Source organism: Burkholderia sp. 572, assembly GCF_040545135.1.
Taxonomy (GTDB): Bacteria; Pseudomonadota; Gammaproteobacteria; order Burkholderiales; family Burkholderiaceae; genus Burkholderia; species Burkholderia cepacia.
The window spans coordinates 167,188-179,917 of sequence record NZ_JBEPLH010000002.1 but is presented as its reverse complement, the minus strand read 5'-3'; the positions used below and the strand labels follow the sequence as shown (position 1 = coordinate 179,917).

The window sequence follows — 12,730 nt, the reverse complement described above, 5'->3', positions numbered from 1 at the left end:
CACTTATCAGGCTGGCGGCCCCGCTCCTGAAGCGCGCCGCACCCAAAACAGCTTCTAATGCCTCATCCGCCGACGGTTCGGCGGATTGCACCCGTTTCCCGATTTGCTCGCTGAATCCGACGACTTGGGTATGCGCGATTGGCGCCGACGTTTCACCCACTGTGTTTCAAGGATTGTTATGACTTCGAGCATCAACTCCAGCCCGCTCAACGCGATCGCCGACCAGGCGCTCGGTCTCGACGACGCCGCCGCACCGGCCGCGGTCGAACCGGCGTCGGACGAGCCGAGCTTCGCGTCGCTCGGGTTGTCGCCGGAGATCGTCTCCGCGCTGCAGGCCGCCGGCTATGTGAAGCCGACGCCGGTCCAGCAGCGCGCGATTCCGGCCGGCATCGCCGGCCGTGACCTGCTGGTCTCGAGCCCGACCGGTTCGGGCAAGACCGCTGCATTCATGCTGCCCGCGATCGAACGTTTCGCGCAGCTCCAGAAGGCACAGGCGCAGCAACCGCGCGCGCCGCGTGAACCGAACCAGGGCGACCGCCGTGCGCGCCGCCCGCAACCCGTCGCGCGCCCGGGCCTGCTCGTGCTGACGCCGACCCGCGAACTCGCGATGCAGGTCACCACCGCCGCGTCGACCTACGGCAAGCACCTGAAGCGTCTGCGCACGGTCAGCATCCTCGGCGGCGTCGCCTACGGCCAGCAGCTGATGCTGCTCGCGAAGAACCCCGAAATCCTGGTCGCCACGCCGGGCCGTCTGCTCGATCACCTCGAACGCGGCCGTATCGACCTGTCCGAGCTGAAGATGCTCGTGCTCGACGAAGCCGACCGCATGCTCGACATGGGCTTCATCGACGACATCGAAACGATCGTCGCCGCGACGCCCGCGACGCGCCAGACGATGCTGTTCTCGGCCACGCTCGACGGCAAGATCGGTTCGCTGACGAGCCGCCTGCTGAAGGATCCGGAGCGTATCGAGATCCAGCAGCGCCTCGAGTCGCGCGCGAACATCGCGCAGACCGTCCACTACGTAGACGACCGCGATCACAAGGATCGCCTGCTCGATCACCTGCTGCGCGACGACGCGCTCGACCAGGCGATCATCTTCACGGCGACGAAGATCGACGCCGACCAGCTCGCCGGCCGTCTCGCCGACGCAGGCTTCGAATCGGCCGCGCTGCACGGCGACCTGCCGCAGGGCGCGCGTAACCGCACGATCCGTGCGCTGCGCGAGCGCCGTGTGCGCGTGCTGGTCGCGACCGACGTCGCGGCGCGCGGCATCGACATCCCGGGCATCACGCACGTGTTCAACTACGACCTGCCGAAGTTCGCGGAAGACTACGTGCACCGTATCGGCCGTACGGGCCGTGCGGGCCGGTCGGGCACCGCGGTGAGCCTCGTGCACCACGCCGAACAGGGCGCGCTCAAGCGCATCGAACGCTTCGTGCGCTCGCCGCTGCCGGTCAACGTGATCGAAGGTTTCGAGCCGCGCAAGGCACCCCCGCGCAACGGCGGCACCGGCGGCCGCGGCCGTCCGGGCGGCGGTAACGGCGGCGGTCGACGTTTCGGCGGCAAGCCGGGCGGCGGTCATGGCGGCAACGGCCGCAGCTACGGCGGCGGCAATGGCGGCGGCTGGAGCGGCAAGCCGGGCGGCAGCCGTGACGGCGGCCCGCGCCGCGACGGCCAACGCAGCGGCGGCCCGCGTCGCAGCAACTCCGCGTCGTAAGCACGCACGGGCGGCCACACCGGCCGCCCCACGGATGGCACTGCCCATTCAGCCAACCGGCGCATCTGCGCCGGTTTTTTTTCGCCCCGCCCCGAATTTCACGATGCGGAAAATTTTTTTGTGTCGTAAAAAATCATGTTGCGTGGCACAACTCGACTGATTGCGGGATGGGAAAAGGCGTTTCTTATCTCGAAATTACAACTTCAAGTCACTGATTCAAAACAACTAAAAATTTGACTGCCGCCCCACAAAGCCCCCTGTCCCGCCTCGGTCGATTTGCCTAGACTCTTATACAAGACCTCACGAACCGGAACACAACGCCCCCGGCTTCGAGAACAGCCTCACCACCGTCAGATTCAACCCATCAGGCATCGCACCGCATCAAGGAGCTCATCATGTCGCGTCAGCAACAGGCACAGGAACTGCAAAAGCAATGGGAAACCGATCCGCGCTGGAAAGGCATCAAGCGCAGCTATTCGGCTGAGGACGTGGTCCGCCTGCGCGGTTCGGTTCCGATCGAGCACACGCTCGCCAAGCGCGGCGCGGAAAAGCTGTGGAGCCTCGTCAACAACGAGCCGTTCGTCAACGCACTCGGCGCGCTGACCGGCAACCAGGCGATGCAGCAGGTGAAGGCCGGCCTGAAGGCCATCTACCTGTCCGGCTGGCAAGTGGCCGGCGACGCGAACGTCGCGGGCGAAATGTACCCGGACCAGTCGCTGTACCCGGCAAACTCGGTGCCGCTCGTCGTGAAGCGCATCAACAACACGCTGACGCGCGCCGACCAGATCCAGTGGTCGGAGGGCAAGAATCCGGGCGACGAAGGTTATGTCGATTTCTTCGCACCGATCGTCGCCGACGCGGAAGCCGGTTTCGGCGGCGTGCTGAACGCGTTCGAGCTGATGAAGGCGATGATCGAAGCCGGCGCATCGGGCGTCCACTTCGAGGACCAGCTCGCGTCGGTGAAGAAGTGCGGCCACATGGGTGGCAAGGTGCTCGTGCCGACCCGCGAAGCCGTCGCGAAGCTGTCGGCAGCGCGTCTCGCGGCCGACGTGATGGGCACGCCGACCGTGCTGGTCGCCCGCACCGACGCGGAAGCCGCCGACCTGATCACGTCCGACGTCGACGACAACGACAAGCCGTTCCTCACGGGCGAGCGCACGGTGGAAGGCTTCTTCCGCACGAAGCCGGGCATCGGGCAGGCGATCTCGCGCGGTCTTGCCTATGCGCCGTACGCCGACCTGGTCTGGTGCGAAACCGGCAAGCCGGATCTCGAGTACGCGAAGAAGTTCGCGGAAGCGATCCACAAGCAGTTCCCGGGCAAGCTGCTGTCGTACAACTGCTCGCCGTCGTTCAACTGGAAGAAGAACCTCGACGACGCGACGATCGCGAAGTTCCAGAAGGAGCTCGGCGCGATGGGCTACAAGTTCCAGTTCATCACGCTGGCCGGCTTCCATGCGCTGAACTACTCGATGTTCAACCTCGCGCACGGCTATGCCCGCACGCAGATGAGCGCCTTCGTCGAACTGCAGCAGGCCGAGTTCGCGGCCGCGGACAAGGGCTTCACGGCCGTCAAGCACCAGCGCGAAGTCGGCACCGGCTACTTCGACGCCGTGACGCAGACGGTCGAACGCGAAGCGTCGACGACCGCACTGCACGGCTCGACCGAGGACGAGCAGTTCTTCGACGGCAAGAAGGTCGCGTAACACGCGCCAGGCGTGTCATGCCGATGCCCGCCCCGTCTCGCGACGGTGCGGTATCGGCCACCGAACAAGAATCAGGGAGGAGACGGCAGGCGCGCGATACCGATCGCGCGACCGGCCGCGCGGCCTGCATGCCGCCAGCAACGACGCGCGCCGGCTTCGTCCGGCGCGCCCTTTTTCCAGGGCACCGCCCTACCGATAGACGATCACCGGAATTTTCGTATGGGTCAGCACGCGCTGCGTCTCGCTGCCGATCAGCAAGCTGCCGAGCCCGCGGCGTCCGTGGGACGCCATGAAGATCACGTCGCAACCGCCGTGTTCTGCCGCCTCGATGATGCCGAGATACGGCGACGGATGGACGCTCGTCCAGGTGTCGCAGTCGACGCCGGCCGCCTTCGCGGCCGATTCGACCTCGTCGAGATGCGTGCGCGCCTCGCGCTCGCTGCGCGCCCGGAAATCGGCGGGCGGCTCGATGATCACTTCGGAAAACGGCGAGTACGGATACTGCGGCAGGCACGCGTACGCCGTGACGCGCGCACCGACCGCCCGGGCCAGGTCGATCGCGCCGTCGATCGCCTTCTGCGACAGTTCGGAACCGTCGGTTGGAACGAGGATGTGCCGGAACATCGCGCCCTCCTTCGTCAAGTACACGCCGCAAGCCGCGATCCCATCCGGGGCGGCCGTGGCGCGTCGGACATGCCTCCTACGAGTGTAGTGCGCGAAACCGTCCAACCGGCCCCGGCAGCGGGTTCGCCCTCATATCGGAAACACGCGGGCGAACGCGACCGGCTCCCGCTGCTACTCGCCCCAATATCCGGGCCGCTCGTAAGTGTGCTTCAAGTAGTCGAGAAACAGCCGCACACGCAGCGGCAGGTGCCGGCGTTGCGGGAACACCGCGTGGATGCCGATCGGCGGGGCGGCAAATGCGTCGAGCACGCTGACCAGCCGGCCGGCCGCGATGTCCTCGCCGACCTCCCACCACGAGCGCCACGCCAGGCCATGTCCGGCGAGGCACCACTCGTGCAGCACCGCGCCGTCCGAGCACTCCATCGTGCCGTTCACGCGGATCGACACGACCTTGCCGTCCTCCTGGAACGCCCAGCCGCGCTGCTGGTTCGCGTTTGCCGCGAGCGCGAGGCAGTTGTGCCGCGCCAGTTCCGCGAGCGTCGCGGGCGTGCCGCGCCGTACGAGATACGCGGGAGCCGCGACGCACACGCGGCGGTTCTCGCCGAGCTTCAGCGACACGAGCGACGAGTCGGGCAGCTCGCCGAGCCGCACCGCGCAATCGAACCCCTCGTTGACGAGGTCGACCATGCGGTCGGACAGGTCGAGCGTGACGGATACGTCGGGATGCCCGACGCTGAATTCGGGCACGAGCGGCGCGACGTGCCGCCGGCCGAAGCCGGCCGGCGCGGAAATACGCAGGTGGCCGCTCGCCTTGACGCCGCCGGCGGACACGCTCGCCTCGGCGTTCTGCATGTCGTTGATGATCCGCTGGCAATCCTCGAGAAACGCCGAGCCCTCGAACGTCAGCGTGAGCTTGCGCGTCGTGCGCACCAGCAGCTTGACGCCGAGCCGCTCCTCGAGCGCGTCGAGGCGTCGGCCGATGATCGCCGGGGCGACGCCTTCCGCATGCGCGGCCGCCGACAGGCTGCCCTTCGCCGCGACCGCAGCGAACGTTTCGATCTGCTTGAACCGGTCCATGACTCGCCGGGGCGGTGCCGCCGCCCTTCAAATAGCTTAAACGGCTCAAGATTAGGTATATGAAAGTAAAAGATCAAGTGATGAATAGCGTCTTTTTTAGCGCATACGATCACGAATAGAATTTACCTGACCTCTGAAACCGGAGCGCAAGGCTATGTCGGCCACAACGACACTCTCCTCTCCCGACGCAATCCTCTTCGACGCATTCGGCACGTTGTTCGACGTGCGTGCGGTGCTGGCCGCGGCGGAGCAGATGTTTCCGGGTCACGGGGAACGGTTGTCGCAGCTGTGGCGACGCAAGCAAATCGAATACTCGCAGCTGCGCACGCTCGCGGATCCGGCCGGCGCCCGCTATCGCCCGTTCCGGGACATCACGCTCGATGCGCTGCGGTTCGCCGCGCGCCGGCTCGGGCTCGCGCTGAACAGCGCGGCCGAGAAGCGACTGATGGACGAATACGCGTGCCTGTCCACCTATCCCGATACGGTACCCGCGCTGCGCAAGCTGCGCGCGCTCGACCCGCGCCCGCCGCTCGCGATCCTGTCGAACGGCACGCCGCAGATGCTCGACATCGCGATCAAGAGCGCCGGCATGTCCGGGCTGTTCGATCGCGTGCTGTCGGCCGACACCGTGCGCGCATACAAGCCGAGTCCGGCGGCCTATGCGCTCGGCACCGCCGCGTTCGGACCGAACCGGCGCGGCATCGTGTTCGTGTCGTCGAACGCGTGGGACGTCGCCGGCGCCGTCTGGTTCGGCTACACCACGTTCTGGCTCAACCGCACGGGCGCGCCCGCCGAGGAACTCGGCGCGCCGCCGGACGGTACGGGCACCGGCATGGCCGACCTGCTCGCATTCCTCGCCACCCCGGCTCCGTCCGGCAGACCCGCAAACCGCACGCGCCCCGGCCCGGGTGCATGACGTTTGCAGCTGCCGCCTTCCCCCTTTACCGAAACCGCAACTGACCGACCAAGGAGATGAGACTCATGAGCACCCCGATCACGCTGCCGCAAGGCATGGCGATCACCGGCGAAATCAAGCCGGGTTACGAAGCAATCCTGACGCCCGAAGCACTCGCACTCGTCGCGGCGCTGCACCGCACGTTCGAACCGCGCCGCCAGGCGCTGCTGCAGGCGCGCGTCGAGCGCACGAAACGCCTGGACGCGGGCGAGCGCCCCGACTTCCTGGCCGAGACGAAGGCGATCCGCGAAGGCGACTGGAAGGTCGCGCCGCTGCCGGCCGACCTGCAATGCCGCCGCGTCGAGATCACGGGCCCCGTCGAGCGCAAGATGATCATCAACGCGCTGAACTCGGGCGCCGATTCGTACATGACGGACTTCGAGGATTCGAACGCACCGAGCTGGACGAACCAGATCGACGGCCAGATCAACCTGAAGGACGCGGTGCGCCGGACGATCTCGCTCGAGCAGAACGGCAAGTCCTACCAGTTGAACGACAAGGTCGCGACGCTGATCGTGCGTCCGCGCGGCTGGCACCTCGACGAGAAGCACGTGACGGTCGACGGCCAGCGCGTGTCCGGCGGCATCTTCGATTTCGCGCTGTTCCTGTTCCACAACGCGAAGGAACTGCTTGCGCGTGGCTCGGGCCCGTACTTCTACCTGCCGAAGATGGAAAGCCATCTCGAGGCACGGCTGTGGAACGACATCTTCGTCGCGGCGCAGGAAGCCGTCGGCGTGCCGCGCGGCACGATCCGCGCGACCGTGCTGATCGAGACGATCCTCGCCGCGTTCGAGATGGACGAGATCCTGTACGAACTGCGCGAACACAGCTCGGGCCTGAACGCGGGCCGCTGGGACTACATCTTCTCGGCGATCAAGAAGTTCAAGAACGACCGCGACTTCTGCCTGGCCGAGCGTTCGAAGATCACGATGACAGTGCCGTTCATGCGCGCGTACGCGCTGCTGCTGCTGAAGACCTGCCACAAGCGCAACGCGCCGGCGATCGGCGGGATGAGCGCGCTGATCCCGATCAAGAACGATCCGGAAGCGAACGACAAGGCCATGGGCGGCGTGCGTTCGGACAAGCAGCGCGACGCGACCGACGGCTACGACGGCGGCTGGGTCGCGCACCCGGGCCTCGTGCCGATCGCGATGGAAGAGTTCGTCAAGGTGCTCGGCGACAAGCCGAACCAGATCGCGAAGCAGCGCGACGACGTGCAGGTCGAAGGCAGGAACCTGCTCGACTTCCAGCCCGAAGCGCCGATCACCGAAGCCGGCCTGCGCAACAACATCAACGTCGGCATCCATTACCTCGGCGCCTGGCTCGACGGCAACGGCTGCGTACCGATCCACAACCTGATGGAAGATGCGGCCACGGCCGAGATTTCCCGTTCGCAGGTGTGGCAATGGATCCGCTCGCCGAAGGGCGTGCTCGACGACGGCCGCAAGGTCACGGCCGAACTCGTGCGGGAATTCTCGAAGGCCGAGCTCGACAACGTGAAGCGTTCGGTCGGCGGCAACACGCAGCCGTACGAGCGCGCCGCCGCGATCTTCGAGCAGATGTCGACGTCGGAAGGCTTCACCGAATTCCTGACGCTGCCGCTGTACGAGGAAATCTGACGAAGCCGCCCGTCCCGATCGGGGCCGCCCCTGCGTCGGCGCCGGTCGCACGCGAATGACGGCACAAACGAAAGCGCCCCTCGGGGCGCTTTTTCCTTTGCGGCTGAAGCGGCTGCCGCGCGACCGGTCAGACGGCTTCCCGCTCGCGCCGGTGCTGAACCCAGTCGCCCGACGCAATGCGCGGACGCCCGGCGGCCGCGTGCGCGGCGACCGGATAGTAAAGGCACGCGTACTGCCGGCCGCCGAGTTCGACGGTCACGTCTTCCGGCTTGAACAGCGTGTCGACACCCGGATAGACGCGCTCGATCTCGTCGAGCACGGGAACGAGCCGGTCGTCGACTTCGTAGACGTCGCCCCAGACCAGCGACTTGCCGGCCGACCCGGCAACCATCCCCGGATAAGTGCCGAAATCGTACAGTTCTCCCGGCAGCGCGGCGGCGCCGAGCAGCGTCGGCGCGGCAATTCCGTGCCTGGCGGCTGCGTGGCCGATGTCGTTGGCCTCCCCGTTTCTCAAGGTGCCGTAGACGAATACGTAACGCATCGTGGTTCTCCTCTTTGATTCGTGTGTTGCCGTGTTCATGCGCGATCCGTGCGCAATTCTTGCGCAATCCCCCGCGCATCGATAGACCACGATACCGGCCCGATGGTTCGGGCCCGCAAGCGCGTCTGGTTCCGGGCGGCCCTGAAATCTCCGGCGCTCCCACACAAAGTTCATTTGAGCGCGGCATGATCGCCCGACAAACCGTCGCATGCGCTTTCGCGGCGCCTTCTACAATAACGGCATCGCCGCAGCGTTGCCCGAATCGTCCATGAATCCGCCCGCCCAAGCCGACGTACCGAACCTGTACGTCATCGACATTCCGCCCGAATTCGCGCCGACCGCCGTCCATCCGATGCGCGTGCGCGCACGGCAGCTCGACGCCGGACGCCGCATCCCGCTGCATACGCATGCATGGGCACAGCTCGCGTACGCATCGCGCGGCGTGCTGCGCGTCGCGACGACCGGCACGACATGGATGGTGCCGCCGTCCCGTGCGATCTGGGTACCGCCGCACGTGACGCACGAAGTCGTGATCGTCGAAGAGGCGTTCTTGCGCACGCTGTACATCGACGAGTCGATCGTGCCGGAAGGGCTTGACGCGTGCCGCGTCGTCGAAGTGACGGGGCTCCTGCGCGAACTGATCGTCGCGCTCGACGCGCGCGACCTGAGCACCGCGCGCGAGCGCCTGCTGTGCGGGCTCGTGCTCGACGAGCTGAGTCGCGCCGAACCGCTGCCGCTCGCGGTGCCGATGCCCGACGAAAAACGGCTGCGCATGCTGTGCGAATCGGTACTCGCGCATCCGGCGCATGCGGAGTCGCTCGAGCACTGGGCAAGCGAGGTCGGCGCGAGCACGCGCACGATTTCGCGGCTCTTCAAGCAGGAACTGGGCGTGAGTTTTTCGCAGTGGCGTCAGCAGGCACTGCTGGCACGGGCCATTCCGCTGCTGAACCAGGGGCGCCCGCTGTCGCATATCGCGCGCGAGCTCGGCTACCAGAGCCAGAGCGCCTTTTCGGCGATGTTCCGGCGTGCATTCGGCGAAAGCCCCCGCGCATTCATGCTGCGCGGCTACGAACACCGCGGCCCGGAAGGCAGCCTCGCGGACGACGAAACCCCGGACGACGACGCCATCGGCGCTGTCCGCTGAACGCGTCATTCGGAGTCGTCAGCGCGTCAGACCGGCCGCACCATGTGGCGGATCGAGCCAAGTTGCGCGAGCCGCGACCCGGCAACCTGATAGCCCATGCGCAAATAAAGACGCGCGGCAGGATTGTCGACGAACACGCGCAATTGAAGTTCGTGCAGCCCGCGCGCACGCGCCCAGCGGTGCGACATGTCGAGCATGTAGGTGCCGGCGCCCTGCCCGCGATGACCGGCCGCGATCTGTACGTCGCGGATGTGCAGCGAGTCGCCCTCCTCGGTCACGCGCAGCACGCCGATGCGCTCGCCGTCGGCCTCGAGGATGAAGTTCTCGGATTCGCGCCAGCTCGCGTAGAACAGGTCGCTGCGCCACACGAGCCCATGGCGCTTGTAATAGCCGCCCATGTTGCCGTGCGTCAGCGCTTCGGCAAAGGGAAAATCGCCGGCCTCTGCAGGCCGGAGCTGATACAGGAGTCGCAGGTCGGTCGGATCGAGCATCGCGCAGGGGTCAAGAACGCATCCCGCCACGATAGCGCAGTCGCGTGCGGATGCAATCGCGGATTTCTCGTAGCGGCTCGACGCGTGATGACCGGTGGTTATGTCCCGCCGGCGGGCGCAACCGGAAACGCAAATAAAAAAGCCCGCACGAGGCGGGCTTCTTCATTTTTGGCGGAGCGGACGGGACTCGAACCCGCGACCCCCGGCGTGACAGGCCGGTATTCTAACCGACTGAACTACCGCTCCAGTCTTGCTGCTTGCCTGGCAGGCGTCGGTTGCTTCCTGCCGGCGCATCGTTTGTTCGAACGACGCCGAAATCTGGCGTCCCCTAGGGGATTCGAACCCCTGTACTCACCGTGAAAGGGTGATGTCCTAGGCCTCTAGACGAAGGGGACAACGTACTGCTTACATCCTTAATGCAAAAGCCCGTTCAAAAAACGTTCTTTGAACGGGCTTCGTTCTGGCGGAGCGGACGGGGCTCGAACCCGCGACCCCCGGCGTGACAGGCCGGTATTCTAACCAACTGAACTACCGCTCCAGCTTTCCTTACCCTCGCCCGCAGGATCTTGTCACGCTCCTGCAAGCGATGCGGCACTTCTACGAAACGCCGCTGAATCCTGGCGTCCCCTAGGGGATTCGAACCCCTGTACTCACCGTGAAAGGGTGATGTCCTAGGCCTCTAGACGAAGGGGACAACGTACTGCTTACATCTTTAATACAAAAGCCCGCTCAAAAACGTCTTGAACGGGCTTCGTTCTGGCGGAGCGGACGGGACTCGAACCCGCGACCCCCGGCGTGACAGGCCGGTATTCTAACCGACTGAACTACCGCTCCAGCTTTCTTACCCAACCCGCAGGACGTCGGTTACGTTCCTGCGAGCCTTGCGACACTCCTACGAAACGCCGCTGAATCCTGGCGTCCCCTAGGGGATTCGAACCCCTGTACTCACCGTGAAAGGGTGATGTCCTAGGCCTCTAGACGAAGGGGACAAAATCTTTTCAGATCTGTCTGACTTTCGCTATTCACTTTTCAATCAACAGCGAAGGCCGAAATTCTAACTGCTTTGAATCATTTTGTGAAGCATTTATTACTACCACTGCTGCTTCGCAAATCAATCCAGCTTGTTCTGATGGTGGAGGTAAGCGGGATCGAACCGCTGACCTCTTGCATGCCATGCAAGCGCTCTCCCAGCTGAGCTATACCCCCTTGCAGAACAGAAGTGAGATTATATGGAGCTACTTTGAACTTGTAAATACCCTTTTTGCGATTGGAGCGAAATTTTTTGCGAAGCTGCCGCGATGTCACGCACGGGCAGCTTCGCTCGCCCCCGAATCTCAGGCCAGCGCGGCCTCGATGCGCGACACCACGACATCGCGACCGAACAGGACGAGCACCGCGTCGATCGACGGCGTATGCGTCGTCCCCGCCACCAGCAGGCGTACCGGCATCGCGAGTTGCGGCATCTTCAGCTTGTGCGTGCCGAGCGTCGCCTTCAGCGCGGCGGATACGGCCTCCTTCGTCCAGTCGGCCGCCTTCAGCGCAGCGACGAGATCGGCCAGCGCCGGACGCACCGCATCGGTCACGTGCTGCGCAAGCGCATCGGCATCCGGTGCCGGCACACGGTAGAACATCGCAGCGCCTTCCGCGATCTCCTTGACCGTCGTCGCGCGATCCTTCATCAGCCCGACCACGGCATCGAGCGCCGGGCCCGTGGCGATCGCCGCATCGTCGACGCCGAGTGCAGCGAGGAACGGTTTGGCCAGCTCGGCGAGGCGCGCGTTGTCCGCTTCCTTGATGTAATGCGCGTTCAGCCAGCTCAGCTTGCTGTGGTCGTACTGCGCGGGCGACTTGCCGAGATGCTCGAGATCGAACCATTCGACGAACTGCTCGCGCGAGAAGATCTCGGCATCGCCGTGCGACCAGCCGAGGCGCGCGAGATAGTTGACAACCGCTTCGGGCAGGAAACCCGCGTCGCGATACGCCATCACGCTCATCGCGCCATGCCGCTTGCTCATCTTCTCGCCCTGCTCGTTCAGCACGGTCGGCAGGTGCGCGTAGACCGGCGCCTCGCCGCCGAGCGCATTCAGGATGTTGATCTGGCGCGGCGTGTTGTTCACGTGGTCGTCGCCACGGATCACGTGCGTGATGCCCATGTCCATGTCGTCCACCACCACGCAGAAGTTGTAGATCGGCGTGCCGTCCGGACGCGCGATCACGAGGTCGTCGAGTTCCTCGTTCGAAATCTCGACGCGCCCCTTCACCGCGTCATCCCACACGACCGTGCCCGTCAGCGGATTGCGGAAACGCAGCACCGGCTTTACGCCGGCCGGCGGCTCCGGCAGCACCTTGCCGGGCTCCGGACGCCACGTGCCGTCGTAGCGCGGCTTCAGGCCGGCCTCGCGCTGGCGTTCGCGCAGCGCGTCGAGTTCCTCGGCCGACATGTAGCACGGGTATGCAAGCCCCTTCTCCAGCATCTGCGCGAGCACCTCGCGATAGCGGTCCATCCGCTGCATCTGGTAGATCGGGCCTTCGTCGAAATCCAGGCCGAGCCATTGCATCCCTTCGAGGATCGCGTCGACCGCTTCCTGCGACGAGCGTTCGACGTCGGTGTCCTCGATGCGCAGCACGAACGTGCCCTTCATCTTGCGGGCGAACGCCCACGGATAGAGCGCGGAGCGGATGTTGCCGAGGTGGATGAAGCCGGTGGGACTCGGCGCGAAGCGGGTACGGACAGGACGGGTCATAAACGGTAACTCGAACGCCTGGGGCGCATGAATGATTCGACGCGGGATCGACGGCGGCAGCCCGGACAGCAACGGGGCCGGCCGCGCCCGGAACGGGAAAGAAGCCGGAATT

10 protein-coding genes and 7 tRNA genes are annotated in these 12,730 nt (G+C 65.5%); 5 read left to right on the top strand and 12 right to left on the bottom strand.

Going from position 1 to position 12,730, the window contains the following annotated elements:
- Window positions 1–178 precede the first annotated feature (178 nt).
- Both ABIC51_RS04480 and aceA read left to right on the top strand, forming a co-directional pair.
- Window positions 179–1,720, top strand: a complete 1,542-nt coding sequence (locus ABIC51_RS04480) for a DEAD/DEAH box helicase (protein ID WP_021159078.1) — start codon at window positions 179–181, stop codon at window positions 1,718–1,720.
- 395 nt (window positions 1,721–2,115) lie between these two features.
- On the top strand, window positions 2,116–3,423 hold the full coding sequence (aceA, locus tag ABIC51_RS04475) for an isocitrate lyase (protein ID WP_027787068.1): 1,308 nt from the start codon (window positions 2,116–2,118) through the stop codon (window positions 3,421–3,423).
- Between the two features lie 189 nt (window positions 3,424–3,612).
- Here aceA and ABIC51_RS04470 read toward each other — a convergent pair whose 3' ends face one another.
- Both ABIC51_RS04470 and ABIC51_RS04465 read right to left on the bottom strand, forming a co-directional pair.
- Complete coding sequence (locus ABIC51_RS04470) at window positions 3,613–4,047, bottom strand: universal stress protein (protein WP_175899031.1); 435 nt, start codon at window positions 4,045–4,047, stop codon at window positions 3,613–3,615.
- Window positions 4,048–4,218: 171 nt separating this feature from the next.
- Window positions 4,219–5,124 (bottom strand): LysR family transcriptional regulator, encoded by a 906-nt coding sequence (locus ABIC51_RS04465; RefSeq protein WP_021159074.1) that lies wholly within the window; start codon window positions 5,122–5,124, stop codon window positions 4,219–4,221.
- A 154-nt stretch (window positions 5,125–5,278) separates the two neighbouring features.
- On the opposite strand from ABIC51_RS04465, the gene ABIC51_RS04460 reads away from it, so the two are divergent.
- Both ABIC51_RS04460 and aceB read left to right on the top strand, forming a co-directional pair.
- Complete coding sequence (locus ABIC51_RS04460) at window positions 5,279–6,040, top strand: haloacid dehalogenase type II (protein WP_021159073.1); 762 nt, start codon at window positions 5,279–5,281, stop codon at window positions 6,038–6,040.
- A gap of 65 nt (window positions 6,041–6,105) precedes the next feature.
- Window positions 6,106–7,698 carry a malate synthase A gene (aceB, locus tag ABIC51_RS04455; protein WP_027787067.1) on the top strand — a complete coding sequence of 531 codons (1,593 nt, stop codon included), beginning with the start codon at window positions 6,106–6,108 and terminating at the stop codon, window positions 7,696–7,698.
- A 127-nt stretch (window positions 7,699–7,825) separates the two neighbouring features.
- On the opposite strand, the gene ABIC51_RS04450 is transcribed toward aceB, so the two are convergent.
- Window positions 7,826–8,239, bottom strand: a complete 414-nt coding sequence (locus tag ABIC51_RS04450) for a gamma-glutamylcyclotransferase family protein (RefSeq protein ID WP_175899028.1) — start codon at window positions 8,237–8,239, stop codon at window positions 7,826–7,828.
- A gap of 268 nt (window positions 8,240–8,507) precedes the next feature.
- Between ABIC51_RS04450 and ABIC51_RS04445 the strand changes: the two genes are divergently transcribed.
- On the top strand, window positions 8,508–9,383 hold the full coding sequence (locus tag ABIC51_RS04445) for an AraC family transcriptional regulator (protein WP_059585839.1): 876 nt from the start codon (window positions 8,508–8,510) through the stop codon (window positions 9,381–9,383).
- A gap of 26 nt (window positions 9,384–9,409) precedes the next feature.
- Here the strand turns inward: ABIC51_RS04445 and ABIC51_RS04440 are convergent, their stop codons facing one another.
- The 9 genes from ABIC51_RS04440 to gltX form a co-directional block, all read right to left on the bottom strand.
- The gene (locus tag ABIC51_RS04440) at window positions 9,410–9,874 is read right to left on the bottom strand and encodes a GNAT family N-acetyltransferase (protein WP_027787064.1); all 465 of its coding nucleotides are present in this window, start codon (window positions 9,872–9,874) and stop codon (window positions 9,410–9,412) included.
- Window positions 9,875–10,043: 169 nt separating this feature from the next.
- Window positions 10,044–10,120, bottom strand: a tRNA-Asp gene (locus ABIC51_RS04435).
- A 73-nt stretch (window positions 10,121–10,193) separates the two neighbouring features.
- Window positions 10,194–10,269 (bottom strand) — tRNA-Glu (locus tag ABIC51_RS04430).
- Between the two features lie 66 nt (window positions 10,270–10,335).
- Window positions 10,336–10,412, bottom strand: a tRNA-Asp gene (locus tag ABIC51_RS04425).
- Window positions 10,413–10,492: 80 nt separating this feature from the next.
- Window positions 10,493–10,568 (bottom strand) — tRNA-Glu (locus ABIC51_RS04420).
- 63 nt (window positions 10,569–10,631) lie between these two features.
- A tRNA-Asp gene (locus ABIC51_RS04415) sits at window positions 10,632–10,708 on the bottom strand.
- A gap of 79 nt (window positions 10,709–10,787) precedes the next feature.
- Window positions 10,788–10,863, bottom strand: a tRNA-Glu gene (locus ABIC51_RS04410).
- A gap of 141 nt (window positions 10,864–11,004) precedes the next feature.
- Window positions 11,005–11,080 (bottom strand) — tRNA-Ala (locus tag ABIC51_RS04405).
- Window positions 11,081–11,208: 128 nt separating this feature from the next.
- Window positions 11,209–12,618 carry a glutamate--tRNA ligase gene (gene gltX, locus ABIC51_RS04400; protein WP_027787063.1) on the bottom strand — a complete coding sequence of 470 codons (1,410 nt, stop codon included), beginning with the start codon at window positions 12,616–12,618 and terminating at the stop codon, window positions 11,209–11,211.
- Window positions 12,619–12,730 lie beyond the last annotated feature (112 nt).

Excerpts from the sequence above, each read along its gene's own strand:
- ABIC51_RS04450 (WP_175899028.1), bottom strand. The coding sequence starts at position 8,239 with ATGCGTTACGTATTCGTCTACGGCACCTTGAGAAACGGGGAGGCCAAC.
- ABIC51_RS04445 (WP_059585839.1), top strand. The coding sequence starts at position 8,508 with ATGAATCCGCCCGCCCAAGCCGACGTACCGAACCTGTACGTCATCGAC.
- ABIC51_RS04470 (WP_175899031.1), bottom strand. The coding sequence starts at position 4,047 with ATGTTCCGGCACATCCTCGTTCCAACCGACGGTTCCGAACTGTCGCAG.
- aceB (WP_027787067.1), top strand. The coding sequence starts at position 6,106 with ATGAGCACCCCGATCACGCTGCCGCAAGGCATGGCGATCACCGGCGAA.
- ABIC51_RS04480 (WP_021159078.1), top strand. The coding sequence starts at position 179 with ATGACTTCGAGCATCAACTCCAGCCCGCTCAACGCGATCGCCGACCAG.
- ABIC51_RS04465 (WP_021159074.1), bottom strand. The coding sequence starts at position 5,124 with ATGGACCGGTTCAAGCAGATCGAAACGTTCGCTGCGGTCGCGGCGAAG.
- gltX (WP_027787063.1), bottom strand. The coding sequence starts at position 12,618 with ATGACCCGTCCTGTCCGTACCCGCTTCGCGCCGAGTCCCACCGGCTTC.
- ABIC51_RS04460 (WP_021159073.1), top strand. The coding sequence starts at position 5,279 with ATGTCGGCCACAACGACACTCTCCTCTCCCGACGCAATCCTCTTCGAC.
- aceA (WP_027787068.1), top strand. The coding sequence starts at position 2,116 with ATGTCGCGTCAGCAACAGGCACAGGAACTGCAAAAGCAATGGGAAACC.
- ABIC51_RS04440 (WP_027787064.1), bottom strand. The coding sequence starts at position 9,874 with ATGCTCGATCCGACCGACCTGCGACTCCTGTATCAGCTCCGGCCTGCA.